21 protein-coding genes and 8 pseudogenes are annotated in these 25,469 nt (G+C 61.2%); 12 read left to right on the top strand and 17 right to left on the bottom strand.

Going from position 1 to position 25,469, the window contains the following annotated elements:
* Positions 1–61 precede the first annotated feature (61 nt).
* From QI450_RS06805 to QI450_RS06790, 4 genes and pseudogenes are all read left to right on the top strand, one after another.
* Positions 62–658 carry a TetR/AcrR family transcriptional regulator gene (locus QI450_RS06805; RefSeq protein ID WP_226776260.1) on the top strand — a complete coding sequence of 199 codons (597 nt, stop codon included), beginning with the start codon at positions 62–64 and terminating at the stop codon, positions 656–658.
* A 699-nt stretch (positions 659–1,357) separates the two neighbouring features.
* Entirely contained in the window at positions 1,358–1,960 is a 603-nt protein-coding gene (locus QI450_RS06800) for a GNAT family protein (protein WP_226776259.1), read from the top strand.
* A 204-nt stretch (positions 1,961–2,164) separates the two neighbouring features.
* Positions 2,165–2,455, top strand: coding sequence for a transposase (locus QI450_RS06795; protein WP_226776254.1), 291 nt, complete (start codon positions 2,165–2,167; stop codon positions 2,453–2,455).
* Between the two features lie 32 nt (positions 2,456–2,487).
* Positions 2,488–3,159 (top strand): annotated as a pseudogene (locus QI450_RS06790) (IS3 family transposase); the annotation flags it as partial.
* Here the strand turns inward: QI450_RS06790 and QI450_RS06785 are convergent.
* Positions 3,056–3,583: pseudogene (locus QI450_RS06785) on the bottom strand (IS30 family transposase); the annotation flags it as partial. The pseudogenes QI450_RS06790 and QI450_RS06785 overlap by 104 nt on opposite strands.
* 238 nt (positions 3,584–3,821) lie before the next feature.
* Between QI450_RS06785 and QI450_RS06780 the strand changes: the two are divergent.
* Positions 3,822–4,994 (top strand): IS110 family transposase, encoded by a 1,173-nt coding sequence (locus QI450_RS06780; RefSeq protein ID WP_226774816.1) that lies wholly within the window; start codon positions 3,822–3,824, stop codon positions 4,992–4,994.
* Positions 4,995–5,042: 48 nt separating this feature from the next.
* Here QI450_RS06780 and QI450_RS06775 read toward each other — a convergent pair.
* Positions 5,043–5,915, bottom strand: a pseudogene (locus QI450_RS06775) (helix-turn-helix domain-containing protein); the annotation flags it as partial.
* 85 nt (positions 5,916–6,000) lie between these two features.
* Between QI450_RS06775 and QI450_RS06770 the strand changes: the two are divergent.
* Positions 6,001–6,261: pseudogene (locus QI450_RS06770) on the top strand (integrase core domain-containing protein); the annotation flags it as partial.
* 202 nt (positions 6,262–6,463) lie between these two features.
* Here QI450_RS06770 and QI450_RS06765 read toward each other — a convergent pair.
* The 7 genes and pseudogenes from QI450_RS06765 to QI450_RS06735 form a co-directional block, all read right to left on the bottom strand.
* Positions 6,464–6,760 (bottom strand): hypothetical protein, encoded by a 297-nt coding sequence (locus QI450_RS06765; RefSeq protein ID WP_282361085.1) that lies wholly within the window; start codon positions 6,758–6,760, stop codon positions 6,464–6,466.
* Positions 6,761–7,863: 1,103 nt separating this feature from the next.
* Complete coding sequence (locus tag QI450_RS06760; RefSeq protein ID WP_282468140.1) at positions 7,864–8,826, bottom strand: IS481 family transposase; 963 nt, start codon at positions 8,824–8,826, stop codon at positions 7,864–7,866.
* Positions 8,827–8,919: 93 nt separating this feature from the next.
* Positions 8,920–9,288 (bottom strand): type II toxin-antitoxin system death-on-curing family toxin, encoded by a 369-nt coding sequence (locus tag QI450_RS06755; protein WP_226776054.1) that lies wholly within the window; start codon positions 9,286–9,288, stop codon positions 8,920–8,922.
* Positions 9,285–9,485 carry a ribbon-helix-helix protein, CopG family gene (locus QI450_RS06750; RefSeq protein WP_226776059.1) on the bottom strand — a complete coding sequence of 67 codons (201 nt, stop codon included), beginning with the start codon at positions 9,483–9,485 and terminating at the stop codon, positions 9,285–9,287. Before QI450_RS06750 ends, QI450_RS06755 begins: the two co-directional genes overlap by 4 nt.
* A 646-nt stretch (positions 9,486–10,131) precedes the next feature.
* Positions 10,132–10,266, bottom strand: a complete 135-nt coding sequence (locus QI450_RS06745; protein WP_256447028.1) for a hypothetical protein — start codon at positions 10,264–10,266, stop codon at positions 10,132–10,134.
* A 55-nt stretch (positions 10,267–10,321) separates the two neighbouring features.
* Positions 10,322–10,620: pseudogene (locus QI450_RS06740) on the bottom strand (transposase); the annotation flags it as partial.
* 149 nt (positions 10,621–10,769) lie between these two features.
* Entirely contained in the window at positions 10,770–11,087 is a 318-nt protein-coding gene (locus tag QI450_RS06735) for a hypothetical protein (protein WP_226776055.1), read from the bottom strand.
* 4 nt (positions 11,088–11,091) lie between these two features.
* Between QI450_RS06735 and QI450_RS06730 the strand changes: the two genes are divergently transcribed.
* From QI450_RS06730 to QI450_RS06720, 3 genes and pseudogenes are all read left to right on the top strand, one after another.
* Entirely contained in the window at positions 11,092–11,616 is a 525-nt protein-coding gene (locus tag QI450_RS06730) for a hypothetical protein (RefSeq protein ID WP_226776056.1), read from the top strand.
* Between the two features lie 145 nt (positions 11,617–11,761).
* A pseudogene (locus tag QI450_RS06725) lies at positions 11,762–12,049 on the top strand (IS30 family transposase); the annotation flags it as partial.
* A gap of 130 nt (positions 12,050–12,179) precedes the next feature.
* Positions 12,180–12,782 (top strand): hypothetical protein, encoded by a 603-nt coding sequence (locus QI450_RS06720; RefSeq protein ID WP_226776057.1) that lies wholly within the window; start codon positions 12,180–12,182, stop codon positions 12,780–12,782.
* A gap of 91 nt (positions 12,783–12,873) precedes the next feature.
* On the opposite strand, the gene QI450_RS06715 is transcribed toward QI450_RS06720, so the two are convergent.
* Positions 12,874–13,398, bottom strand: a complete 525-nt coding sequence (locus QI450_RS06715; protein ID WP_226776058.1) for a GNAT family N-acetyltransferase — start codon at positions 13,396–13,398, stop codon at positions 12,874–12,876.
* 72 nt (positions 13,399–13,470) lie between these two features.
* A pseudogene (locus tag QI450_RS06710) lies at positions 13,471–13,920 on the bottom strand (IS30 family transposase); the annotation flags it as partial.
* Positions 13,921–14,158: 238 nt separating this feature from the next.
* Between QI450_RS06710 and QI450_RS06705 the strand changes: the two are divergent.
* Positions 14,159–15,331 (top strand): annotated as a pseudogene (locus tag QI450_RS06705) (IS110 family transposase); the annotation flags it as partial.
* 922 nt (positions 15,332–16,253) lie between these two features.
* On the opposite strand, the gene QI450_RS06700 reads toward QI450_RS06705, so the two are convergent.
* The gene (locus QI450_RS06700; RefSeq protein WP_226775793.1) at positions 16,254–16,721 is read right to left on the bottom strand and encodes a hypothetical protein; all 468 of its coding nucleotides are present in this window, start codon (positions 16,719–16,721) and stop codon (positions 16,254–16,256) included.
* Between the two features lie 780 nt (positions 16,722–17,501).
* Complete coding sequence (locus tag QI450_RS06695; RefSeq protein ID WP_226775792.1) at positions 17,502–18,149, bottom strand: hypothetical protein; 648 nt, start codon at positions 18,147–18,149, stop codon at positions 17,502–17,504.
* 850 nt (positions 18,150–18,999) lie between these two features.
* Here QI450_RS06695 and QI450_RS06690 point away from each other — a divergent pair.
* Entirely contained in the window at positions 19,000–20,247 is a 1,248-nt protein-coding gene (locus QI450_RS06690) for a hypothetical protein (protein WP_226775791.1), read from the top strand.
* A gap of 515 nt (positions 20,248–20,762) precedes the next feature.
* Positions 20,763–21,356: a hypothetical protein gene (locus QI450_RS06685; RefSeq protein ID WP_282365204.1), complete on the top strand. Its 594-nt coding sequence runs from the start codon at positions 20,763–20,765 to the stop codon at positions 21,354–21,356.
* Positions 21,357–21,500: 144 nt separating this feature from the next.
* Here QI450_RS06685 and QI450_RS06680 read toward each other — a convergent pair whose 3' ends face one another.
* The 4 genes from QI450_RS06680 to QI450_RS06665 form a co-directional block, all read right to left on the bottom strand.
* Positions 21,501–22,523, bottom strand: coding sequence for a pentapeptide repeat-containing protein (locus QI450_RS06680; RefSeq protein WP_309485703.1), 1,023 nt, complete (start codon positions 22,521–22,523; stop codon positions 21,501–21,503).
* A gap of 265 nt (positions 22,524–22,788) precedes the next feature.
* A complete protein-coding gene (locus QI450_RS06675) occupies positions 22,789–22,998 on the bottom strand; it encodes a DNA gyrase subunit A (RefSeq protein ID WP_282468139.1) in 210 nt (69 codons plus the stop codon).
* A gap of 89 nt (positions 22,999–23,087) precedes the next feature.
* Positions 23,088–24,235 (bottom strand): IS3 family transposase gene (locus QI450_RS06670; RefSeq protein WP_226776049.1). Its coding sequence is split into 2 segments (ribosomal slippage): positions 23,088–23,971 and positions 23,971–24,235, totalling 1,149 coding nucleotides; the frame shifts between segments, so codons are not numbered across the junction.
* 565 nt (positions 24,236–24,800) lie between these two features.
* Positions 24,801–25,316, bottom strand: coding sequence for a DinB family protein (locus tag QI450_RS06665; protein WP_226773369.1), 516 nt, complete (start codon positions 25,314–25,316; stop codon positions 24,801–24,803).
* Between the last annotated feature and the right edge of the window lie 153 nt (positions 25,317–25,469).

Raw genomic sequence — 25,469 nt, 5'->3', positions numbered from 1 at the left:
AAAATTTCAAGAGATCGCTACGATTGCATGTCAAGGACCACGACTAGGCCGGGATGTGCCAATGACCACTGCACGAGCAGGTCGCCGAAGGGGAACCAGCGAAAGCAAGCAACAGATCCTCGTAGCCGCGCGCTCTCTCTTCGCCGAGCACGGGTATGAGCGGACTACTATGCGGATGATCGCCGAGCGCGCGGGAGTCGATCCGAGTCTTGCGATCTATTTCTTCTCCAGCAAAGAGCACCTCTTCGCGGCGTCGATGCCCGCACCGAGCGAGGAAGCTCTCGCTGCACCAAAGCTCATGGCAACTCTCCCACGGGCGGAGGCTGCGCGGGCTATAGGTCGCCGCATCCTCGAGTCGGTCAACTCGCCCGAGGCCAGCAACATCCTCGGAATGATGAGGGCAGCCAGTTCGAAACCCGAGGCTGTAGCGCAGCTCCGCGAGATCTTCATCAGTCGAATGATGCTGCCCATGATGACCGAACTCGGGCTCTCGCGCCCCCGGGAACGGGCCGTGCTGCTCGCGGTCATCGTCACCGGAATGTCATTCCTGCACGAGCTTCTGGAGATCAAAGAGGAGTGGCCGGACCTCGAGGAGAACGCCGAACTCGCACTACTCACACAGACTATTGAACTCGTCCTCACCACAGACCTGGATTAGACCCCGACACGCGAGGTCGTTGGCTCACACACGTCAGCCGCGAAGTCAGCCAATTCTGAAGCTCAAAAGAGGCCATCTGTACCAGTGGCTTGAAGGCCGGGGTTGTAGAACCAATCTGTTGTTCTAATTCCCCATTATTTACAAGCTTGTCAATTTTGCTAAAAGTCAACACGATAGAATAAATCCATGACTACTTCAAACAAGTCACTGCCGACTCGCCAGAGCCGCATCCAGAGAGCATTAGGTCTGATGTTTTCCATCTCGATGGTGGGCTTACTGGCGTCAATCTTCCTTACCGGCCGCAACCCGCTCTTCCCAGGGATGTCCGGTCCGTTGCTGGTGCTGCTCTTCTTTCTGGCCGCAGCAGGAAGCGCTATCGGACTTGCAGTCACCAGGTCTCGACAGGCTGCCATGGAAACCGCAGAAAAGAGAAAAGTCCGAAAGGCTTGCTCCAGCGAGCTGGGGCCCACCGGAACCGAGCCGGTCAGTGGCGCCCCACAGCTAAGGCAGCAGAGCGCTCCAGGATGGACTCGTTACGCGCCCTCACCTTGTCATGACTCAGAGGGTCATCGTTCCAGCAGAGTTGCAACAGCGCAGAGACGGCCTGTCACCGTTTGGGGTGACCGGACGTCTCTTGACTGCTTTTAACTTCACGTGCAGGCGGCTAGCTAGCGCCGCAGGCAGCGCGTAATTTCCCGTTTGCCCTTCCCCTCACTGGCTTACGGGCAAATTCATGGCCGCCGTACTTCGTCGGGCACGATAGGAACTCTGACCGTCGAACTTCGCCCCTGGACGCTTGAGGACGCACCCGCGCTACGGGCTGCATACCAGCAGAACCCGGACCTAAAGACTCAATTTGGCAGTGCGCACCCAGCCACCATAGACCAGGCGCGTGACTACATCGGCGCCCAACTTCCGTTCACAGAGTCCAGACGCAACTGGGCCATAACGATAGACGGCGCTGCTGTAGGCAATGTAGGACTATCAGCCATTGACCGGCGCCACGAAACTGCCTGGATGTACTACTGGCTCACCTCTGCAGCCCGCGGTCGCGGCTATACAGTTCGAGCCCTCGCAACGATCGCCGCAGCAGCATTCGAAGACGGCCTCTTCCGACTCGAGCTAGGGCACCGAGTCAACAATCCCGCATCGTGCAAGGTCGCCTCCAGTGCCGGTTTCATCCCCGAAGGTATCGAGCGCCAGAAGCTGGCGTACGGCGCTGAACGCTTCGACGTCGAGACCCACGCGCGACTGCGTACGGATTCATGCCCACATCTCACGATGCTCCCGTTATCCCGATGAAGCCGCAGCGGGACAGTCGGTTCTAACGCCACCCGCTATTGGACAAGAACAGATCCTGATCGGGCCGCCATCAGAGTGTGAAACCTGTTCCAGTGTTCGAGTTCACGCGGTTGGCGGACGCCGCAACCGACTCTAGGTGATCGCGGTACTCGCGCCACTGAGGTGTACTACTGATGTGAGACACAGTTTGAAAGGATTGTGCCCATGTCTTCCCGTCCTACCTATTCCGATGAGTTCAAGGCCGATGCCGTGAATCTTGTCATTTCCTCCGGCCGTTCGCCCGCCTCAGTTGCCCCCGAGTTAGGGATTTCCGTGACCGCCCTGAAGCGCTGGGTGCAGCTGCACCGGGAAGGAGAGTCCGGCACCGGCGTCAGGCCGGATGATCCGGTTGATCCCGCGAAATACAAGGCGTTGGAGGCCCGGTTGCGGGAGCTGGAAAGGGAAAATGATTTCCTGAAAAAAGTGTCGGCGTTCTTCGCCAAAGAACAACGGTAGAGGACCTCTACCGGCTTGTTCAGGAGAAGAACGCCGAATTCCCGGTGGCCTGGATGTGCGTCCGGCTGGGCGTTCCACGGGCCTCGTACTACCGGTGGCTGGAGCAGAAGGAATCACCGACGTCTGCCCGGCACCGGGAGCTGACCGGACTGGTGAAGGCGATGTTCGATTCCTCGGACGGGATCTTCGGCCACCGGATGGTCCACACCAAACTCGCCGCCACGGGCGTGGAGGTTTCCGTGGGCACGGTCGCTGCCATCATGGCCGAGAACGGCTGGGCGGCCAAGCGGATGCGCGCGTTCAAACGCACGACCATCCCCTCGGACCCGGACAAGGTCTTCGCGGACCTCATCGGCCGGGACTTCACCTCGGAGGTCCCCGGCACGAAGCTCGTCGGGGACATCACCTACCTGCGTACCGGAGAGGGCTGGCTCTACCTGGCCACCGTCATCGACCTCTGCACCCGCATGGTCGTTGGCTGGGCCACGGCCGACCATATGCGCGCCTCCCTCGTCACGGACGCGCTGAAAATGGCCAGGGACCGCGGACACCTGGCCCCGGATGCCATCTTCCACAGCGATCGCGGCACGCAAGGCGTATTCAACCGATCGAAGCAACAGTTGCTATTGGGACTGACTTTAGCTGGTCCGCGAAGGCTTCCGCTGGGGTGCGCCATCCTAGGACGCCGCGCGGCCGGTTGTTGATGATGTCGGCAACAGCTTGGATCTCTGGCATGCTCCAGCGGGAGATGTCGGTGCCTTTCGGGAAGTACTGCCGGAGTAGCCCATTGAGATGTTCGTTGCTCCCGCGCTGCCACGGGCTCTTCGCGTCGGCAAAGTAGACCGACAATCCGATTTCCTGGGTCAGAGTGGCGTGCGCGGACATCTCCTTCCCGCGGTCCCAGGTCAGGGAGCGGCGTAGGTTTGCCGGGAGTGGCTCGAAGGTCCGGACGAGTGCGTTCTTCATCGAGACCGCCCCGTAGCCAGCCAATGCGGGCCCATTCTTTGTTGGCTTGACCAGTCCGTAACCCTTCTGTCGGGGCAGATGGACGAGCATGGCGAAACGTGTCGTGCGGTCGATCAGAGTCGCGATCGCTGACCGGTTGAGACCAATGATGAGATCTCCCTCCTTACGATTTTGTTGTGGGTGATTTCGGAGCTGTCGTAGTGTTTGGATCACCCTCGGGTGGCGGGTATGGCCCAGATCTCCCTGCCGCTTGGACGGCTCACTGGGAATGGCCGCCCGCTGCCCGCCGATGACTCGACCGCTGATTGAGACTTACGACATTGATCGTTGGGTAAGGACGTGCCGGCGTGGTTATCGACAGGGACCAACAAATTGGAGCTGATCGAAGGGACCGAAAGACATGCCGGACGTGTGGGCAGGAATCGACTCGGGCAAGAGCGCCCATCATTGCGTTGTGATCGATCAGTCCGGGACGGTGCTGCTGTCGAGACGGGTTGAGAATGACGAAACCGCGCTGCTCGAGCTCATCGCCGCGGTCGCGGAGAGCGCGGCCGGTGGTGAGATCTGCTGGGCTACGGATCTAAACGCCGGCGGCGCAGCGCTCCTGATAGAGCTGCTGGCAGCACACGCTCAGCACCTGCTCTATATCCCTGGGCGGATCGTGCATCACGCCGCAGCGACGTATCGTGGGGATGGAAAGACCGACGCGAAAGATGCCAGGATCATCGCGGATCAGGCACGCATGCGCACCGACCTGCAACCCGTTCGCAGTGCGGACCAGATCAGTGTGGACCTGCGGATGCTCACTGCCCGCCGCACCGATTTGGTCTGTGACCGTGTCCGGGCGATCAACCGGCTCCGGGCCACCTTGTTGGAATACTTCCCCGCACTCGAGCGGGCCTTCGACTACTCCAAGAAGGCTCCTCTGACCCTTCTGAGCGGCTACCAGACCCCTGAGGGTATCCGCCGGATGGGACTGGCCCGACTCGCCGGATGGCTCAGGAAACGCGGCTGTCGGAATAGCGCCAAGATGGCTGAAAAAGCCGTAGCCGCCGCGAATGCCCAGTCCACCGTCCTGCGAGCCCAGTCCATGGGCTCGGCCCTCGTGGTCCGGCTGGCCGAGCAGATCCACGCAACCGATGTAGAGATCGCCGATGTTGATGCCCAGATCACGGATCTCTTCGGGCAGCACGACAGCGCCGATGTTTTGCTGAGTATGCCAGGATTCGGACCTGTACTCGCCGCAACCTTTCTCGCGAACATCGGCGGCAACCTGGACGGATTCGACTCTGTAGACCGGCTCGCCAGCGTCGCCGGCCTGGCTCCGGTCCCACGTGATTCGGGACGGATCAGCGGAAACTTGCACCGGCCGCGCCGCTTCAACCGCAGACTCCTCCGAACCTGTTACCTCGCCGCGCTCTCAAGCCTGAAAAACAGCCCCGCCTCCAGAACCTACTACGACCGGAAACGCGACGAGGGAAAGTCCCACAAACAGGCGCTCATCGCACTCGCCCGACGCCGCATCAACGTCATCTGGGCCATGCTCCGCGACCACACCGAATACCGTGAGTGAGACGGCCCCCACCATTTGCGTCCAGGCTGCTTGACAACAGCATTGAGATTCCCAGTGGCCTGCGACTTTCCGATCGTCGGCTTCGGAGGGTCTCTTCTTCAAGGTTGTGGCGTCGGTGACGTGCGCCCAGGCCTGCTGTCGTGTTCGCGCTCGTGGTGTGCGTTTGGTGCGCCCTCGGCGCAGGTGCCACGCCTGCTGCCTTGTGAGTCCGCCTCGGTTTGGAACGTAAAGGGCTTGATAGATTGCTTCGTGCGAGATCCGCATCGTTGGATCATCCGGGAACTCGATAGGCAGGCGTTTCGCGATTTGTTGGGGACTCCAGCCCCTCACCCATTCGCGGTCCTCCCGATGGGGCTTGTTCTTCCCGTCCCAGACCGGACCGACCGGGCCGAGTTGATCCCCATCGACCGATCTGACGTGTCCGCTGAGCTTGTCGTTAACGTACTCGCGGAGGCCGCCGTTCGTGATCAGCTTCGCGGTCTTGGGACGGCGGGCTCGTCGTTCGGCGTGCCACTGCGCTGTCGACGCCTTGTAGTCCAACCGATACGTTCTCGTCGACGCGTTCCGGCGCAGCTCCCGCGAGATCGTCGATGGGCTTCGGCCCAGGCGGCGAGCTATCTCCCGCACCCCGCAGTCCTGCGCACGCCACAACGCGATGTCCTCGCGGTCACTTGAGGACAGATACCGCCCGGACAGTGTCGGGGCCAGCTGAGGATTCACACCGCCAGCGTGCAGGAACCAGCGATGCGCCACTGGTTCTGACACGCCCGCCGCGACGCCGGCGTCCCTGGTCTTCGCACCGGAGGCGATCGCGACCCAGAACCGTACCCGGTCCTCGCGCCAAGCCACTGACGGCCGACCCGGCGAAGGGATATGCCCCCGATACGCCCGTACCTCCTTCTGACGACTTCGAACCGACATCCAACACCTCCGTGATCAGGTGTTGCTTCGATCGGTTGAATACGCCCAATACACCTCCCGGGAAATGGGCGCCTGGTGCACCGGTAACGGCGTCCGGCAGTCCATGGGTGCCACCGGGGTGTGCTGGGATAACGCGGTCGCCGAGTCGGCGTTCTCATCCCTGAAGAACGAGTTCTACCGCCACCAGAGCTTCGCCACCCGCCAAGACGCCCGCCGGGCGACCATGCGCTACATCGAGGTGTTCTATAACCGCTGGCGACCCCACACCCACAACGACGGCCTGCCGCCGGCCACAGCAATGGCCAACGTCAAAACCCAAAACCAGCCGCTAACCGCGGCCGCCTAACCCCGAAAAAACCAACCAACTGTCTCACATCCTTGACACACCTCAAACGATTCCCACACCAGGGCGGGGTGGGCGGTGAAGTCTGTGGTGTGTGGTCGGGGCGACGGGTCGGTGAGCCAGGCGAGGTCGCCGTCGGGCCTTGCGATGTAGCCGTCCAGGCTCGTGCCGATGAACACGCATCCCTGCCAAGTGCGATCGGTGTTCATGTCCAGCCTTCCAAAAGAGCATTGAGAGTAAGTGTTGGAGTCGTGGGGTTGAAGTCCACGGCCCGACGGTAGAGGCTGCCGTGGAGCGTGTCGAGCAGTGTCAGCGAAGCCGCGTGAGGATCGATTTCGCTCCGCAGCGGCACGTTGGCCAGGAGGGTGGCGAAGTAGCGGGCTTGCTTCCCCCAGCCCTCGCGTAGCAGCGCCGCCGAGGTGGGTGACCACAGGTCGCGCATAAGCTCCCCAAGGCCGAAGATCGCCGATGCGGATGAGGGCGCGGCAAAGTTCCCATCCACGTACTCACGCAACTCGGTCAAAACATCGACGGTCCCCACCCGGGAGTCGGGCACCCGATCGATCCAGCGCCGCGTGAGCGCGAGCAGTAGACCCTCTTTCGAGCCAAACCGCTTGATCAGGCCGGCGGGGCCTATGCCAGCGGCCGGAGCAACATCGTGAAGACCCCCCCGGGATTATCGAAGGTCGCCGAACCACCGCAGCCTCGATGCGGTCGAGTAAGTCCTCATCGGAGGTGCGCTGCGGTCTGCTCATGGAGTTAGTAAATAGCCATTCACTAACGCGGGCAAGCTCATCACGACCACCTATTCGGTTCTCTGGACCCCAACGAAGATGCTCCACGGCGCGACCAACTCGGACACTCAGAAGCCGGATGCGGCGATGACGGGAAAGACGACGGCTGCGGCGGCCGGTTAACTGGCGGGAAGGCCATGGCAGAAGCCCACCAGTTCCCTGGAACTCGACCTCGAAGCCGGCCGCACCTACCGACTGGCCAGGCTCAGCGATCTCATATCAGCTCCGGATTCGTGCCATGTCATGCCATTCCCCGCGAAGTCCTGCATGAACAAATATCTGAGCGGAAAACCCGAACCGGCCGCAACCTTGGGTCGATCAAAAAAATCAGGAAGTCATGTTGTACGCGCCCCTAGCCACCATGAAGTAGTGAACGCGAAAACCCCAACGGGAGGACGAACGAGGATGAACTCCCAGAACAGACCCCGCGAGGAGGCACCCGGCCCGCCGTAGCCAGAGGCTCCCCCAAACAACCGAATAAGCCGTTCTAGGACCCTACACACCCGGAACATCAGATCAGAGCCAAGAGTGTTCACAATGTGCACACGAAAAAACACCCCAAAAGCGCCTGACCTGCGGAAACACTGTGCCCGAGGTGGGACTCGAGCGGGTTTCCAGCCCTTGAATTTCCGCCACTCCCCCGCAAACGTCCGCAATCCGGCCCAGTCCGGCACCAATACGACCCGATCCGAAGCCCAGGGTGTGCACAGTGTGCACACCCTGCTTTTGGCCTCCGAACTCCCCCGACGACTGCTCATGGCCGAATTCCGAGCCATCGGTCTGGGACCCCTCCCACAGCACCTAGCTGTACTCAGCCAGCAGGTTGGTTACATCTGCTGATGGGTGGTCGTCCTCCGAGGGCTGCGTGGTTTCGGCGGTGGTTGTAGAAGTCTAGCCAGCCGGTGAGGGCCTGGGTGCGATGGTTGCTGGAGTCGAAGGCGTCCTTGTAGGCCCAGCCTTCCTGGAGGGTGCGGTTGAACCGTTCGGCTTTGCCGTTTTGCCAGGGGCTGCGGGGTTTGGTGCGCCGGTGTTTGGCGCCGAGGTCCTCCATGACTTTGGAGAAGGCAGCGGACCGGATGTAGGCCAGGGCGTTGTCCGTCATGACCTCTTGCACGGGGGCTCCGTTGGCGGCCATGAACGCTGCGGCGTTGGCCAGGAACGCCGCGCAGGTGGGGCCCTTCTCATCCGGGAGAACCTCGACGTAGGCCAGGCGGGAGTGGTCATCGACGGCCACGTGGACGTAGTCATAGCCGATACCTCGGCCTCTGACGGCTTCGGATCGGCCGTGGACCCGCCAGCCTCCGCCGTCCGGGATTTTCCCGAGCTTCTTCACGTCGATATGCAGCAGTTCTCCGGCGGTGTCGCGTTCGTAGCGGTGGTCGGTTGCCCGGCCGGCGCGGATGCGTTCGCCGCTGATCGGGTCCAGTTCCCATAACCGGGGCAGCCCGGCCCGGGCGATGATCCGGGAGACCGTGCGGGCCGGGACCTGGCACCGTTCACCCAGCTCGACCGGGCCCTCGCGGTGCTTTACCCGCGCCGCGAGGACCTCGTCGATTTTCGCCGAGGGGGTGGCGTGCGGGCAGGAACGCGGGCGTGACGAGCGATCCTCCATCCCGTCCGAGCCGTGCTCCAGATAGCGCCGGAACCACCGGTGGGCGCAGGTCCGCGAAACACCCATTTCCTTGGCCACGTGGGCCACGGGACGGCCCTGAAGAACACGCTGGACAAGAATGCTTCTACCGGCAGGAGTCAGACGGGCATTACGGTGGACCATGAAGACCTCTTAGTCGTTCGGTGAGTGTGGTAACCACCAACCTAAGAGGTCTTCACCCTTTCACCGTGTAACCAACGTCCTGGCTGAGTACACCTAGCGCCGCATCAGGTGTTTCTCGATCAGGATGGCGCTGCGCTTCAAATCGATGTCGCCGGCGGCCACACCAACAACCAGGTCGAAGGCATCGTCGGCGCTGAAGACGTGCCGATAGCCGTTGATCCAGAGGAACAGGACCATGAGCGTCCAGGCGGTGCGTTTGTTGCCGTCGATGAGCGGATGGAACCTGGCCACGGACTCGAGGAGTGCTGCGGCCTTCGTGGCCAGTTGAGGATAGGCTTCTGTGCCCATGACCGTCGTCGCGGGGCGCGCCAGGGCGGAAGCGAGCAGCCCGATGTCACGGATGTGGAAGCCGTACCGGTCGATCACCTGCAGTGCGTCCTCGATTTCGAGGTAGGAACTCATGCATCCTCAAGGCGCTTGAGCAGCTCCGCATCATGACTCATCACGAAATCCAAACCCTCACTGATCTCCCGGCCTCGGTCGTGGCGCTGGAGGACCAGCTCGGCCCCTTGGAGAAGCAGGGCGGACTTGGAAGTGTGCTCCTCGGCAGCAAGCGCATCGAGACGGCGGTCGAGGTCTTCGGGAACTCGTAGATTCATGGCCATACCAAAATGGTACCAAACCAGTACCAGCCGCTACTGATGAGAGGGGCTGGTCGATCTCGGCCGCGAAGTCATTTATACGTTCGTTTAAGTGACAACGTGATTCCGAACCAGGCTGGAATCAGAATATGTCACTTAACCAGTCATCTATTCTAAGTCATGCAAAGGGTCATCGTTTCTCTGTATGTGACAAAAGATCGTGATGGTCATGGTTGCGCCGAATGTCAGTTTGCGAAGTCGTCTACACGGGATGTCAACACTCGTCCGCACTGGCTCTAGGACGTCGCTGAGGATCACGATTGGGGAAAATCAATGTGTCCTTCCTGTCGCGGCGACCTGTTCGTTCGACGGGCGGCGAATTCTGCGGCTCCACATTTGCTGGCTTTAGAGTTGCCCCCTCGGTCTTCAAAACCCAGTCGAAGATAGGGGCAGAGTTCCGCACCCCCAGACGCTCAAAACTAACCCCGCCTTGCCGAAGTCCGCCCCGTTGAACGAGATGTTTTTGCCGCTGAAGGTCGCACGGTCGAAGGCGGTTTGGCGGCTCCGGGTCACCAGGGTTCACAGACAGGGGTCATTGACCTCTTGCACGGTGGTGCCGCTCCCACGCACGTGTGTCGGCGTCACGCGGAGTGCAGTGCGGGATTTAGCTGGCGGGCGTCTTGGTCGACCCCGGCGTGATCGAAATCGGCATGCAGAACCTTAGCTGGCCCCCGGATCCGTCGTTGATGCAGTCGAGCGACACATCCTCGTCATCGGTGTGGAGAATGACGTTCGACATCCCGCGCTTACCCTGATTGAAGGTTCGCGGGGAACCCGGCGCCGGTAAGTTCTCCGATCACCGGGTGGATTCTTTTGGGTCCGGCCGGTCCTCACCGAGCAGCTTCGCTGCACGCTTGAGGATCTCCACTTCCGTTTCCAGCTGACGGATCCGCTTCCGGGCTTTGGCCAGTTCGGTGCTCTCGGGCGTCGTCAGCCCCGGGCGTTCGCCGCGGTCGATCTGGTCCTGACGGACCCAGTTGTGGAGGCCGCCCTCGCTGATACCCAGCTCGGCGGCCACTCGGCTAATGGGTTTGCCGGCCCGGACCAGGGCGACTGCCCGTGCGCGGAACTCCGGTGGATAGGGTCTTGGCATGTCTGAAGCCTCTCAGCGAGAGCCAAAAACTCAAACCATTTCGGGTAACCAATCCCTGGGGCAGGTCAAGCTGTCAACTAAACCTTCAGCAGTCCCCCAATAGGAGCATCGGTGGGCCGAACGCCAAGCGCCAGAGGTGACTGCCCCACCTAGGAAACTAAGACGACCCCACCTGATTCGCCATAGGTCTGCCGATCTACGACGCCAACGTGGGGGTTCCATGAAGCCGACTTGAATCCCTCAATCCTCAAAGCCGGATATTTCTCGAACCCCGTCTTGACGATGGTCACGTTGCCTTCACAAATCAAGTCCCATCCACCTTCAATCTCGCTTTTGAGCCCATCCGGAAGATCCACGGCGGAGGCGAGAGCGAAGAGGGAGTCGAAAGGCCTCCCGTGCCAACCGTCAGCTAGCACCAAGCCGGAAAAAGCACCAGTCCAGCGATCGCCGGATTCATCCAGATTCATCCAGATGGGCACTATTGTCGAACCGGGCGGTGCACTTATCGCTCAGCGGAAAGATGTTCCTGCCGGCTCCATATCCCGCTGGCAGCAGGCCCAACTCCACGACCTGAAAGTAGGCACTATGCCAATCCAGGAGAACCTACCCGAACCAGGCGGTGTCACTGCGCCTCCTGTCCCTCAGGCGACACTGATCCAGGAAGAGAAGCCGCGGCCGCCCCGGTTAATCCAGTGGTTGAGGCTCGCGCTCCTGCTCTCCTACCTGCTGCCCCCGCTCTGCCTGTTGGCGGGCACAGCGTCGGGTAACTACCCCGGTTACATCATCGTAATATTTATCCAATACGTGCTTCCGTTCATGCTCCTGATCTCGTTGATCTACCTGGGCGTCTGGCTGACGACACGGCGCAGGTACCGGTTCGATAGTCTCTGGACCACAACCATCATCGTCCTCATGTCTGCCCTGCAGCTGATAGTCGTTGCCCTCGTAGCGTTCGTCCTGTACCAGCTCTCGACCTACAACAACCCGTATGGATAGCCGGAAGACTTCACCCAAAGACCGCCAGAGACCCGAGTAACGGCTGCGGGTTCCAGTTCAGAACAAAAGCCCTTCCCGGGTCAGCCGGGAAGGGCTTTCTTTTTACACGTACCGCAGCTCCGTCAGCGCCTGCATTCCATCATTTCGGCATTCCCTGACCTGGGACCAAGGCATCGAGATGCAGGACTGGAAAACCGCGAAGATCGACACCGGCCTCGACATCTACTTCTGCGACCCACACTCGCCCTGGCAGCGCGGCATCAACGAAAACACCAACGGCCTGCTGCGCCAATATTTCCCCAAGGGCACCGACCTGAGCATCCACAGCCCCGCAGACCTCGACTGGGTTGCCCAGGAACTCAACGACCGACCGCGCAAAAGACTAGAGTTCAAGAAACCGATCAAACTGATCGAAAACCTCCTGTTGCAATGACCGCCTGAATCCGCCGATCGGCTACTGGGACCTGTCCCTGACGTCGCGCGGCGGTGGTAAGTGGCGGACGCGGATCGGGAGCCGGTGATCTCGGTATCGACGTCAGTACAGTGGGCAGAGGGGGGAACGAATGAGCAAGGGAACGACAAATGGTGGCCGTCTGCGCCAATGGTGGCACGAGTTCAATGCGAAGCCAGTCCCCTACCCGACGGACCCGGGCCGCGCCGCGGTGCCGTACCCGCCGTCCAAGCGGGGTCAACGTCACGCGTTCGCAGAATGCGAGGCGTACCTCCTGCGCGAGATCGTGCACGCTGGCGGCTGGGCCCGGCACGTGAACGCCCGCGGCGACCTCACGTTCGTCGCCCCGTGGCTCATCCAGCCCTGGCGGATACACGCTTCGCTCACGGACGACACAAAGGGCCGCGGTCCCATGAAGGCTCAGATGCAGGAGGTGGTGGACTGGCTCGCTAGCCATGGGGCGCTCCGGACGCTGAGCGACGAGCAGCGAAACGAGCTCGTTCGGTCCGGTGAGGATGAACGTGCTGCAGAGGGGCGCACCGGTGGGTCTCCGTACGACTCGCCGGAGTACCGCGCCAGGGTCGAGGACATGTACCGCGAGTGGGACCGCGATTCGTGGGAGGTCATCCCGGTGGAGATGCTGCACGTGTACCCGCACCTCGCCGACGCGGACCAGGACTGGCACGACACTGCCGTTCGCGCTGAAGAAGCGTAGGTAGCGTCGGCACCTGCTGACCGTCGTATCCGCAGGGTCGACTGACGGGCGTTCCCCCCGCGGACACCAGCAGCGTCCGATAGACGATCCCTTACCGGTCCGCACCGAGCTCCCACGCATCACGAAGAATCTCGAACTGCAGGTAGTAGCTGTTGGTCTCTAGAAAGGTCTCCGCCTCGCCACGGCCCGTTTCCCGCATCCCGAGTGAACGAAGAATCTGGACTGACGCGACGTTCGCGGCGACAGCCTCTGCCCAGATTCGCTCGAGTGACAGTTCTGTGAAGCCGTAGGTAAGGCCGGCTTCGGCGATTCGACGTCCCAACCCATGCCCCCAGCGGCGCGATGGCCCCACGAGAAAACCGAGCTCCCTGCTCTCCGGATCGGTTCCATGGAGATCCATGTATCCCAGGAGTTCACGGTCAACGCTTTCGGCCGCCAAGCGAAGCAACCCCGTAGGCGGGTCCTTGATTTGCCGGATCCAAAAGTCGCAGACCTTCGCCGGCGAGCTGGATGTCCATCCTGCATGTCGACAGAAGAGTTCGTCCTCGGCCCACGCGCCGAGAACAGCAGCGTCGGCGTCAGTGAGAGGGCGTACCTGCAGGAAGGAGACACTCATGTCCTCAAACTATCGCTACCCGTTCCAGGATGTCCCACCTACGCCCGGTAAAGGATCGGCGGATTCAGGCGGTCATTGCAACAGGAGGTTTTCGATCAGTTCGATCGGTTTCTTGAACTCTAGTCTTTTGCGTGGTCGGTCGTTGAGTTCCTGGGCAACCCAGTCGAGGTCTGCGGGGCTGTGGATGCTCAGGTCGGTGCCCTTGGGGAAATATTGGCGCAGCAGGCCGTTGGTGTTTTCGTTGATGCCGCGCTGCCAGGGCGAGTGTGGGTCGCAGAAGTAGATGTCGAGGCCGGTGTCGATCTTCACGGTTTTCCAGCCCTGCATCTCGATGCCTTGGTCCCAGGTCAGGGAATGCCGCAGCGACTCGGGGAGTGTCTTGATCTTCGCTGCCAGGGCGTCACGAATTTGTTCTGCTTTATAGCCATCCGGAAGATGAACGAGCATCGTGTAATTAGTGGTCCGCTCGACCAGCGTTCCAATCGCGGACTGATTCCCTTTGCCGATGATGAGATCGCCCTCCTTACGATTTTGTTGTGGGTGATTTCGGAGCTGTCGTAGTGTTTGGATCACCCTCGGGTGGCGGGTATGGCCCAGATCTCCCTGCCGCTTGGACGGCTCACTGGGAATGGCCGCCCGCTGCCCGCCGATGACTCGACCGCTGATTGAGACTTACGACATTGATCGTTGGGTAAGGACGTGCCGGCGTGGTTATCGACAGGGACCAACAAATTGGAGCTGATCGAAGGGACCGAAAGACATGCCGGACGTGTGGGCAGGAATCGACTCGGGCAAGAGCGCCCATCATTGCGTTGTGATCGATCAGTCCGGGACGGTGCTGCTGTCGAGACGGGTTGAGAATGACGAAACCGCGCTGCTCGAGCTCATCGCCGCGGTCGCGGAGAGCGCGGCCGGTGGTGAGATCTGCTGGGCTACGGATCTAAACGCCGGCGGCGCAGCGCTCCTGATAGAGCTGCTGGCAGCACACGCTCAGCACCTGCTCTATATCCCTGGGCGGATCGTGCATCACGCCGCAGCGACGTATCGTGGGGATGGAAAGACCGACGCGAAAGATGCCAGGATCATCGCGGATCAGGCACGCATGCGCACCGACCTGCAACCCGTTCGCAGTGCGGACCAGATCAGTGTGGACCTGCGGATGCTCACTGCCCGCCGCACCGATTTGGTCTGTGACCGTGTCCGGGCGATCAACCGGCTCCGGGCCACCTTGTTGGAATACTTCCCCGCACTCGAGCGGGCCTTCGACTACTCCAAGAAGGCTCCTCTGACCCTTCTGAGCGGCTACCAGACCCCTGAGGGTATCCGCCGGATGGGACTGGCCCGACTCGCCGGATGGCTCAGGAAACGCGGCTGTCGGAATAGCGCCAAGATGGCTGAAAAAGCCGTAGCCGCCGCGAATGCCCAGTCCACCGTCCTGCGAGCCCAGTCCATGGGCTCGGCCCTCGTGGTCCGGCTGGCCGAGCAGATCCACGCAACCGATGTAGAGATCGCCGATGTTGATGCCCAGATCACGGATCTCTTCGGGCAGCACGACAGCGCCGATGTTTTGCTGAGTATGCCAGGATTCGGACCTGTACTCGCCGCAACCTTTCTCGCGAACATCGGCGGCAACCTGGACGGATTCGACTCTGTAGACCGGCTCGCCAGCGTCGCCGGCCTGGCTCCGGTCCCACGTGATTCGGGACGGATCAGCGGAAACTTGCACCGGCCGCGCCGCTTCAACCGCAGACTCCTCCGAACCTGTTACCTCGCCGCGCTCTCAAGCCTGAAAAACAGCCCCGCCTCCAGAACCTACTACGACCGGAAACGCGACGAGGGAAAGTCCCACAAACAGGCGCTCATCGCACTCGCCCGACGCCGCATCAACGTCATCTGGGCCATGCTCCGCGACCACACCGAATACCGTGAGCGAGACGGCCCCCACCATTTGCGTCCAGGCTGCTTGACAACAGCATTGAGATTCCCAATGCCCGGGCACGGCCCGGTCCTGAACTTCGGGGGGACGTTCGGAAATGTTGATCATTCCGGGGATCCGGTTCTTCCGCTGGCCGGCCTTCCTGCAGGGCTGCATGACCGCCCGCCCGGTGCGTAGACACGCGGTCAGATCGCGCTTCAGCGCCCCGCGGGACTGGAGGTAAAGGGACTGGTAGATCGTCTCGGGTGACACCCTCATCTCCGGCTCATCGGGGAACCCAACCCGGAGTCGTCCTGCGATCTGCTCGGGTGAGTACTTCTTTTTCAGGTCATCTTCCACCTTCGCACGCAGCACGGTGTTCGTGTGCAGTTTCGCTGGTTTCGGACGCGAGGCCCGCTCATAGGCCAGTGCGTGCGCTGAGGTCCCCCGGTAGGGCATTCCTGCCACCGAGTTGCGCCGCAACTCCCTGGAAACCGTGGAGGCCGCTCTGCCGACCACGGCTCCGATCTGCCGCAGAGATTGTCCCTGGGCGCGCAGTATTGCGATCTCCTCGCGCTGGGCGAAGGTCAGGCAACGGCCCTTCAGATCACGGCCCCGCCGGGGCCTGACACCACCGGCCTCGGCCAAGACCCTACGCCCGGTACGCCGGCTCGTATTGATCGGAACCACGGCATCGGTGATGAAATCACCCGCCTGCATCCCGGCCCAAAAAACCTGCAAGAGATCAGGCCTCAAATGAATTGAATACCCCGCCATAACAACACCCATCCGCTAAGTGTTGCAATCACCGCGAGAACCCAAGGATCCCTCAGCGGGCGCCCTTTTGCCATACGTCTGCTCTCTGACGTGAGTCTTTACTGCGCGCGGATGCCTCCACCCGGGTCGTGATTCTGGGCGGCATTCCTCAGCCCTGTCGTCGTTATGTACGACGCCCAATAGCTTCTGAAAGCTCGGCCGGAGTTTTTGATGAGACCAGGACGGCGGTACCGCCGCTGGTGTTGATTCGCACGGAGGGACCCCCTACCAAGTAGCCAGTCGTCTTGTTCGGCAGTATGCGCAATCCCATACCCTCGCGAACTCCCGTAACCCGGTCGGGGGCAGCCCCGGTGATCTGGTCATAGTGGATGGTCGTCCTAAACACACCCGCGACCCGAATATGCACCCCATTCGTTCCGAGGCGCATGACCGCTTGCATCAAAAAAGCGGCGGCGAATAAGGCTACAAGCAAGATCGCGAGGACCAGGCTCATCACACTCGGGATCTCAGCGCTCAGCGGGATCACCACCGCAGACGTGGTAAGTACGCCGAGAATGAGCACACCTACCCGGTATGAACCTGGCATGAGCGTGAGGAATGTTAGATCCGAAACGTCGTGTCCTTCGTTCACCCCGCCATCGTTGCCGGAAGCGGTTCGGCCGTCAAATCAACTCACGGCAAGTCACGTCGCGGGGACCGTCCACCTCGTCGGCACGAGTAGGCGTCCGTGAGGCTTTTTAGCGATAAATGGCCGTTTTTCGCATCGCTATATATTCCACTGAGCCGTCCGCAGACGGATCCCTCACCGGCCACTGACCGGCAGCAGCGCTCCTTACCGTTCAGGGAATCACCACGTGCTCGTCTGCGTACTCAGACTGAGGTCCCGTGGCCGGGCAGTCTATCGATTCCATGGTCGCCATCTGTTGGTCGAAGCCGTATCTGACGCAGGCGTTGACAGTCCGCTGCTCCCCCCAAAACCCACCGCTCGTGGTCACGTGATCCCTCAAGTAAATGTCCGCGGTGGGCCGGCCTCCAGGCGGCGTTGCGACTGCGTAGACACCTGGCATGGCCTCTTCCAGTTTCTGGCGTACTCGCTCGGAAGAACCAGGAGCGGTGTCCTCCAGTATCCGTGTGTAGGTTGCTAGTGCCTTGGTGGCCTTTTCGCGAATACTGTTACGGCCGATCTCTTCAATAGGTGCGCGACCGCATGAAGGGAGGATAACGACCATTGTCGTCATCACCACGACGATAGTTACTGCACGGCGGTTCACGTGAGCGCCCGGGTCGGTAATTCAGCGTACAAGCCAGTTCCTTTTGGTTCAGATGGAATGATTGAGAGGAAGGACCTAGGGGCTGTAAAACAGTCTGCTTTGGTCCTCGCATGGCATGTTCCAGCGCTGCGGCGGCATGGCTACCGCCGGAGCTCAATGAATGTGTGTTCGTATCTATCCGGTTTCATGTAGTCACCTACGAACTCCAAGTCCAGCCCCTCATCGTTCCATACCGCCCGGTATGTCCCGGCGCGGAATGGGTCGTGCGCGTTATTGGTAGTCAGCGACGCTACTTTCACATAAGTGGGCCAGTTTCGGGGCTCGTAGATCGTGAATCCGCCCGCTATGAGGACTGTCCTGTTGACGATCAGCACGCTTCTTCCGTCAGTCGGTGCGTGCAGCGTGTACGCGGTCACCGGGGTGAGCAAAAACAACGTCAAGGCCAAGTATGAGAACACCAGACCGATGCAGATGCCGGCCACCCATCCGGAGGCCTTTACGAGGCGAGCTATCCAGGGATGTCGAATCCTGTGAATTGCACTTCGCACCACTAGATACACGCCAGCAACGGCGGGGACTATCGCCAGGAGGGCCAGGGCGGTTCCCAAAGTTATGGCGTTAATGTCCGGAGCGAGAAGAATATAGATGTCCGCGGAATCAAGCTGGAGGAGTGTCCAGGACATCAGCCCGAGACAGGCCGCTACCAGAAGCCACGCGATTCCCAGCCAGATGGAGCTTCGCGCACGGTTACGTGCCGCGGTCAACGTGCCGTTTTCTTGGACTGTCATTCTCCGGCTTCACTCCTGGCATTCTTGAGCGTTGACTATCCGAGCCGCCGCTCGGCGTCCGATGAGGGTTTTCCGCGGCCACGGGTTCAGCGGGGGCCGATGAGGCAGCTGACTCATGTCTTAGGAACCTAGGACTGAATACCGAAGGTAGACCTTGAGCCCGGTGCGGTCATCAGAGATCCCGGTGCAGGTTTTACGCAACGTCCATAGGTTCATTGGCTCGCAACGTTCTGACACAACTCCCATCTCGGCAGCAAGTGACAGTGCAGTTTGCGGCTCTCTTATGTTGACAACCATCTCCCGCCAACAGCCTCCTGACCCACAGCGCTTGGAGATTTCCCCCGCTTCACTGGGCTGCGGAATAATCTGGAATGCAGAGCCGGGTGGAACTGCCCCTTCATCGATGGCGCTGCAGACCATCGATCCGATCCACGCGATCAAGACCAGCCCGAGCGCGAGCATTGAAAGACGTCCTACGCGCCGACGAGTCGTCATTTGAGGGCCCTCATGGACTGCGCCAGACACCGGGGCTGGCGGCGCTGTTTGCAGGATGTCCTACGAATGTTTACAGGCACACAATCAAATCGCAGAAGCAAAGATTCAGCGTTGCGCTTTCGAGCCATGTGTCCCCCAAATCGAAGACCTCAGACTACACGGCGGGCAGGTATGGATCGCCTAGAGATCGCCGGTCAGTGTCAGGTAGACAAGCCCTGAACGGGCGCTCTTTCCGCACACCAACGGACTTGCTGTCCGGACTCCATAGGGCCGAAAGTCGCCGGCGGCTGGACTAAGCTCCATGCAATGACATTGCGAAGCTGTGTGGTGCCACGTCTATTGGGGGTAGAAAAGCGTGAAGCATCAAAGTCTGAGGACGGCCGCAGCGGTGACGGCGGTCCTTTTCCTGGGGGCGGCACCGGCCGTGGGGGCTCCTGCGGAGATTCTCGACGTCGGCGGGACACCCCTCGGAGTAGTGGTTGGCAGTGACGGCACAGCGTACGTGGGCGATTACGGCGCCGGCGGGATTCGGGTGATACCGCCGGGAGCGTCCCAGCCTTCGCGCACGCTCAGTACGGGCATCAATGTCTCCGGGATCGCATTGGCCCCGGACGGCACGTTGTACGTGGCACAGCAGGACAGTGCCTCGGGTGAGGCAGTAGTGGGTGTCATACCGGCCGGGGCGGCGGGTGTCGTACGGAGCATTCCGGTGTCGGATGGGAACCATCTGATTGCCGCCGGACCCGACGGGACGGTCTTCGTTCCGAACCCTGCCGAGGGCACTGTGTCGGTCATTGCACCCAATGGATCGGCGGTGGACCGCATTGTTACGGTCGGGCCCGGCCCGGTGGAAGTGGCGGTCACGAAGGACGGCACCGCGTTCGTGACGAACCAGTACGGCGGGACGGTCTCGGTGATCCCGGCCGGGGCGGACACCGTCTCGCGGACCATCCAGGTCAGCTCCACGCCCGGGAGGACAGAGAACCCCCACGGGATCGCCGCCGGCCCGGACGGTAAGATCTATGTCACCAACATCAGTTCCAATCACGTCGCCGTCATCAAACCAGGCGCTGACGCCGTGGCCTACCGCATCTATGTCCCGGGCGGACCCACGGAGGCCGCCGTCGGGCCGGACGGGACCCTCTACGTGGCCAGCGCCCTACGTCCCGCCCTGTCCGTAATACCGCCGGGGACCAGAACAGCGGGTCCCTCGATCCCAACGGAGAGCAACCCCGGTCACCTTGCGGTAGCTCCGGACGGGACCATCATCGTGACGACCCCGGGCAGCGGCTTGGGAAACGGTTCCGTGGCCCGCTACGCCACCGCCGCTGCAGTTGCGGCTTCGGCCCCCGCCCCGGCCTCGGCACCGGTATCCGCCGCGACCCGACCCGGCGACGCGGTGACAACCCCGTGGAGCTCCCCGGCCGTAATCGCTGGAACGGCCGGAGCGGCAGCTCTCGTCATCGCCCTGCTCATCGTGGCCACGCAGCGCCGGCGAATGGCGTCCCTTCGCGACCGCGCCAGCGGGTCAGAGGAACACCCCGCCGATCACCACAGCGCAGGTTTCTGGAGCGGGCACGCCGATGCAGGCCAAAGCAAGTGATCTGGCCGAGCGGGCTTAACCGATTGTCCCGAGCTGATGTGGAAACCCGGACAGAAAACCGTAGCCACAGCTATCCGCGGGTCCACGCCACCCTGTCACCAACTTCGGATGGGCAGTTCGGTCGCAGGCAACGGTGTGCAGAGGTAGGAGGGGTCGCCAGCTATCTATATATGGCACGCTTCACTCCGCCGAAAGAAGTCAGTCCGAGCCACGATCGTCGCAAACAGGAAATGGCGAAAACACATGCCACTAGAGTTCATGGACATGCTGGCGCAGCCCAATCTTGGTTTCAGCCAGGCACTACTCTCAAATGCGAACCCGGAGTCAGTCGGGAATCATGACTGGCTGCGCGCTTCTCGACCTGCTAGCGGGCACCGTTTCTTGCATCGGTAGGGCTGGCGGACGGATCAAGTACGGCGCGAGGTAACCAGCGTCGACGGCGCGGTCATTTCATCGTGAAGTGAGACTGGCCTCTGGTCAGCGGCAGAGGATCGATACAGCTAGACTCTCAGCGCATGGGGACCGGGGGAAAAGTAAAGAGCTCGTTGAACATTCCGGTTCTGTGCCGCCTGGAGGCTGCGTGCCTGGCGCTTGCGGCCATGACCGCCGTGGCACAACTTGGCGCGCTGCTTTTGGTCATCGGCAGGACTGTACTGACTTTCTGGGCCGTCAGTGGCATGCTGCTGGTCGCCTCCGTGATACTTCGTCTGGTCTCCAATTGGGCAGCTCGCTGCATTGACGTGCCACCGTTTGCAGCGCATGTCCGGCTATTGCGCAGCATCGTGGCCTTTGCTGTGTGCCTCATCTGCCTGGGCGGCGCGTTCGGCGACCTGGGCGCCAGCTACCGCGTTCTAGATCCTCCTGCAGCCAACGGTTGCCGTGCCGTCGTGCGCGAGTTTTCTTTCCTCTTCGCCGGCAGGGGTGAAGTGTACGCGGTCAGGTTCGGCGGGATCGGATTGCGCGGGAGCTCGTGGACCACGGACGACGGGTATGAACCGGTTGCCGGCGGCTCGTACACCCTGGAGTGGGATGGGAACGATGGCGTCCTCAATCTCATCGGAGGCATTGACCCGGTATGGCCCGCCGTCCATGCCATCCCGTGCAGCTGAGCGGGAAATCAACGCACGGCCCAGCCCGGCGTGTTCGCTCATCGCGCGCCCGACCGCTCCGCCAAAATCCATCTCCATCGGTCAACCGGAGTACTTCATCAATGACGGCAGCGCCTGCACCTGATTTCCAACTGGCGAGCGTTCTTAGTCTCGCCTGAGAGATACCTGCGTCATCTGTAGGATACGTCCGGTAAAGGATCGGCTACCGGACACTTTTCCGCCGGAGGTTTTTGGGTGCTGACTGACCGGCAACTGCTGTGTAGTTGCCGGCCGGCGGGCACCACTGTGTCGTCGTAAGCTGTTTTTGGTCCAATGAGTAGGACTGCTGAAGTCCGAGGGCAGGCGCGTGTGGGCGTCGCCGTGGGCGGCGCTGAGTTGGGCCTGTGTCAGATAGAGGGTTCTGGAAAGATCGGCTCCTTCGAGACGGGCATCTCGGAGGTCAGCGCCGAGGAGGTCAGCACCTGAGAGGTCGCAGTCTCGCAGGTCCGCAGCGATGAGATAGGCGCCTCGAAGGTCTGCCCCACACAGCGACCTGGACTTCATATTCTTGCCCATGAGGTCTGCCCCCGGGACAAGCGCAGCATCTAGATGATCATCACCAGTTGCAAGGTATGAGAACCTCACTTCTTCGCTGACGTCCATGAGTACCGACCGAACCCGGGCGTGCATGTCGCCGAGGTTCAGGGAGAGGACCTTCTGCGTTCCGGCTATCGCAATTTCAATTGTCATTCTGAGCTCGTTGACCTGGTGCGAGGTGTCCGGGTCGAAGGTCCTGCTGGTAGCTTCTGCCAGGTACCAGAGCATTTCGTGGAGTTGTCGGACGACTTTGAAGGACGGGAACATGTCTTTCGCTGTTGCTGGATCCGCTTTCCAGCTGATTCCTTGGAAGAGGTTCTGGGAGACGTTTTGGCCGGCTCCGAAGCAGTCAAAGACAGTGCATCCTCGGAAGCCTCGCGGGCGCAGGCTGTCGTGGATGGTGCAGGAGAAGTCGGAGGCAAGGTTCTTGCAGGGAGTTCCTGCTGGTTTGTCGATGGCGAAGTCCGAGGTGCGGGAAAAGCCTAGGGCGGTGCAGCAGAGCGCGAAGCAGTTGGCGCAATCAGGGCGCAGTGATTCCCGGTCCAGGGCAGGTGAGGAGGGCGCGGCGGAGTCGGTCGATATGAAGGGCATGTGATCTTCTCTGGATGAGTTCGGTGAGGGGCCGGGTGCCAGGGGAACTCGCGAGGGAGTCCCCTTCGAGGGCACACGGGATCACCGCTTCCGAGGGAAGCGAACGGGAACCGCTGCATCGACTCTGGGTCACAGAGAAAGTAAGAATGTCACTGCGGTCAAACGTAGCATCACGTCCTGCCCGCCCGTAAGCCGATCGGCGTACGGGAAGCCGGCAACGCGTGCCGCGATGAGGCAACAGCAATTGATGGAGGGCGCGGAGTCCTCAGAGCCGGTCAGGCAACCTTGATCTAAGTTCTTCTGCGTAGGACGCGATGACCTGACGCCGGTTTCGGGTGAATGTTTTAGCCTGCATGTCCAAGACCGCCCGGCTCCCGTGCTCGTCCAAGCCCAACAGCTGACCCACCCGACGGATCGCTTCGTCCATGTCCTGTGAATCCTCGATCTCCTGGAAGACCTCGTCTCGCCGATCCATCGCATGCACTAGAGCCTCGTGGAGCATCAACTGCTGCCTGATCTGCCGCTCGTCCTCATTTGGTTGGGCCCCCGTTAGCAGTCCAGCGTCTATGCGATAGCTAATTGGTTTTCTTGCGTCCAGGTTTCCCAGTAGCGCTTCGGCGTCATGCCGTCCAGGGATCCGTGGGGCCGTTCATGATTGTAGATAGCTTTCCATTCCTCCGCCAAATACTTGGCTTCGGCCATGCTGTCCATGATTTCTCCGGAGAGTTGTTCCCTTCTGAATTGGGCGTTGAAGGATTCGATGAAGCCGTTCTGCCAGGGTGATCCCGGGTCGATGAATGCGGTGTCGACCCCGGCGGTGTCGCACCAGCTGACCAGTGCCTCAGCAGTGAACTCGGGCCCGTTGTCGCACCGGACGTAGGCCGGGGCGGTGCCGGTTTCGGCGATGATGTTCTCCAGCACCGCGACCACGTCGGCGGCTTTGAATGACCGGCGGGGGATGATGGCCAGCGCGGTGCGGGTGTATTCGTCGATGACGTTGAAGAACCGGATGTGCCGGCCGCAGGAGGTCACGTCGGACTGGAAGTCGAAGCTGACCACGTGCATCGGGTACTCGGCTGTGAGCCGTTTCTGCTCCCCGGCGCCGGGCCCGGTGCGGCGCTTCTTCCGCGCCCTGGGTTTGCAGGTCAGCCCCTCGTCGCGCCAGAGCCGGCGCACCCGCTTCCTGTTCAGTGCCACGCCGTCCCACTCGGGCTGTGCCAGCAGGTGCCAGCGGGCCTTCCGCCAGCCCCACGCTGGATGCTTCACCGCCACGGCGCGCAAGGCTGCGCGGAGCTGGATTTCCTCGAAACCCATGTCGGGTTTCTTCTTGCGGAACGCTGACCGGTTCTGGCCCAGAAGCGCGCAGGCGAAGCGTTCGGACGCCCCGAACTTCTCCACCGCCATGCGCACGGCACGGCGGCGGGGTCCGGGGCTCAGAATTTTCCCCGCGCGACCTCGTTCAGGATGTCGATGGCGAGTTCCTTCTCCGCCAGCAGCCGCTTGAGCCGGGCGTTTTCCTTCTCCAGCTCCTTGGTCCGTTTGGATGACTCGGCGTTCTTCTCGGACCCGTACAGGTTCAGCCAGCGATACCAGGTCGCCTCGGTGACCTGAAGTTCCTTGATGACCTCGACCATCGGGCGTCCGTCGTTGAGCATCTTCTGTCCCTGCCGGACCTTAGCGATGACCTGCTCGGGGGTATGTCTGCGTGCCATGATTCGTGAATTTCCTCCTGTGTCCATTCTCGGACACGAAACTCACACAGACACTGGACTTCTATCTGGGGACCCAACCACATTCATGCGGCGATTCTCGCACGACGAAGGTAATGGCACGGAATACCGCTGGAGGATCCCTTTATGAGGTTGCAACATGCAAGGAATAGCGCTTGTCGGTGTCGGTCGAAAACGCCGAACCCCATTGCTGAGAGTCACAATCAAAGACAGGGCTAAAACAGCCGCTGGTAGCGTTCAACGATGGGGACCAAGAACAGAGTTGTCAGATCCATCATCGTTTTCGTCGCAGGCTTTGTGCCTTGGGCGCTCCTGTGGGAGTCCATCGGAGCCGTACAGGCCTTCCTCACAGGGGTCGTCGTCGCGGCGGCGGCGGGCTTTGCTTTGAGCCGCTCTGCACGGCAGACTCACCGGTGAGTTTCTGTGACGGGCCCAAATGGGGTTTGCCGGGGCGGGCAACCGCGCGCCCGGTTGTGGATCGGTTTCCGGACAATGGTCTGACTCACCGCAGTGCTAAGAATCATGTGAGCGAATGTGGAACGACCGGTTACTCTCCTACACTTCCATCGATTGCTTCGCGCAGGAGATCAGCATGACCGTTGTGCCGGGCGGTTTCTTCCAGAATGTGCGTAAGAACCCATCGCAGGTTCCACTGGCTTCCGTCCCGGTCAGTACCCACGGACAAATCATCGAGGGAACAGTTGAGCAATGCGGTGCGACTTCGCGCGCAAGCATCCCTGTATAGGTCCCGCAGCTCCTGCGGGTCATCATTGGCAGCGCTGTGAAATTCCCAGTCCCGGTCTCCATCCCACGGAGCACTCCCCCAAGGCTCAAGTTCCTTTTCATCCTTGCCCAAGAATCTAACTTGAATCCAGTCGTCTTCAACGAGAGCCAGATGCTTGAGCAGACCCCCAAGAGTCAACGTCGAGGTTGTCAGTCGACGGTTCAGATCAGCGCGTCCCAGGTCCTGGGTCTTGAGGAGAAGTGTCGCTCGCTGGTAATCCAGAAACTGCTGAAGATTCGAGCTTTCATCTCGACATGACTGCGGATCCACTCGTTCCATGAAGGAAGTCTTACACGACTTCACTGCTGGTGGGCGATACGTCCCGTATGCCGTTCCTTAAACCGGACATGTAGTGGGCCGCGACTTAGTCATCGGGCGAGTCTCGCAGATTCCCGCAGAGGGATCGGCGACCAGGCACGTGTCCGTAGCTTG

This window comes from Arthrobacter sp. EM1, assembly GCF_029964055.1.
GTDB lineage: Bacteria > Actinomycetota > Actinomycetes > Actinomycetales > Micrococcaceae > Arthrobacter.
The sequence above is the reverse complement of the archived record's forward strand: the minus strand, read 5'-3'. Positions and strand labels throughout refer to the sequence as shown.

What these genes read in the sequence shown, in the direction of transcription:
- QI450_RS06805 (WP_226776260.1), top strand. Translation starts at nt 62, where the DNA reads ATGACCACTGCACGAGCAGGTCGCCGAAGGGGAACCAGCGAAAGCAAG.
- QI450_RS06795 (WP_226776254.1), top strand. Translation starts at nt 2,165, where the DNA reads ATGTCTTCCCGTCCTACCTATTCCGATGAGTTCAAGGCCGATGCCGTG.
- QI450_RS06780 (WP_226774816.1), top strand. Translation starts at nt 3,822, where the DNA reads ATGCCGGACGTGTGGGCAGGAATCGACTCGGGCAAGAGCGCCCATCAT.
- QI450_RS06760 (WP_282468140.1), bottom strand. Translation starts at nt 8,826, where the DNA reads ATGGTCCACCGTAATGCCCGTCTGACTCCTGCCGGTAGAAGCATTCTT.
- QI450_RS06755 (WP_226776054.1), bottom strand. Translation starts at nt 9,288, where the DNA reads ATGAGTTCCTACCTCGAAATCGAGGACGCACTGCAGGTGATCGACCGG.
- QI450_RS06750 (WP_226776059.1), bottom strand. Translation starts at nt 9,485, where the DNA reads ATGAATCTACGAGTTCCCGAAGACCTCGACCGCCGTCTCGATGCGCTT.
- QI450_RS06745 (WP_256447028.1), bottom strand. Translation starts at nt 10,266, where the DNA reads ATGTCGAACGTCATTCTCCACACCGATGACGAGGATGTGTCGCTCGAC.
- QI450_RS06735 (WP_226776055.1), bottom strand. Translation starts at nt 11,087, where the DNA reads ATGAATCTGGATGAATCCGGCGATCGCTGGACTGGTGCTTTTTCCGGC.
- QI450_RS06730 (WP_226776056.1), top strand. Translation starts at nt 11,092, where the DNA reads ATGGGCACTATTGTCGAACCGGGCGGTGCACTTATCGCTCAGCGGAAA.
- QI450_RS06720 (WP_226776057.1), top strand. Translation starts at nt 12,180, where the DNA reads ATGAGCAAGGGAACGACAAATGGTGGCCGTCTGCGCCAATGGTGGCAC.
- QI450_RS06715 (WP_226776058.1), bottom strand. Translation starts at nt 13,398, where the DNA reads ATGAGTGTCTCCTTCCTGCAGGTACGCCCTCTCACTGACGCCGACGCT.
- QI450_RS06695 (WP_226775792.1), bottom strand. Translation starts at nt 18,149, where the DNA reads ATGACAGTCCAAGAAAACGGCACGTTGACCGCGGCACGTAACCGTGCG.
- QI450_RS06685 (WP_282365204.1), top strand. Translation starts at nt 20,763, where the DNA reads ATGGGGACCGGGGGAAAAGTAAAGAGCTCGTTGAACATTCCGGTTCTG.
- QI450_RS06680 (WP_309485703.1), bottom strand. Translation starts at nt 22,523, where the DNA reads ATGCCCTTCATATCGACCGACTCCGCCGCGCCCTCCTCACCTGCCCTG.
- QI450_RS06675 (WP_282468139.1), bottom strand. Translation starts at nt 22,998, where the DNA reads ATGGATCGGCGAGACGAGGTCTTCCAGGAGATCGAGGATTCACAGGAC.
- QI450_RS06665 (WP_226773369.1), bottom strand. Translation starts at nt 25,316, where the DNA reads ATGGAACGAGTGGATCCGCAGTCATGTCGAGATGAAAGCTCGAATCTT.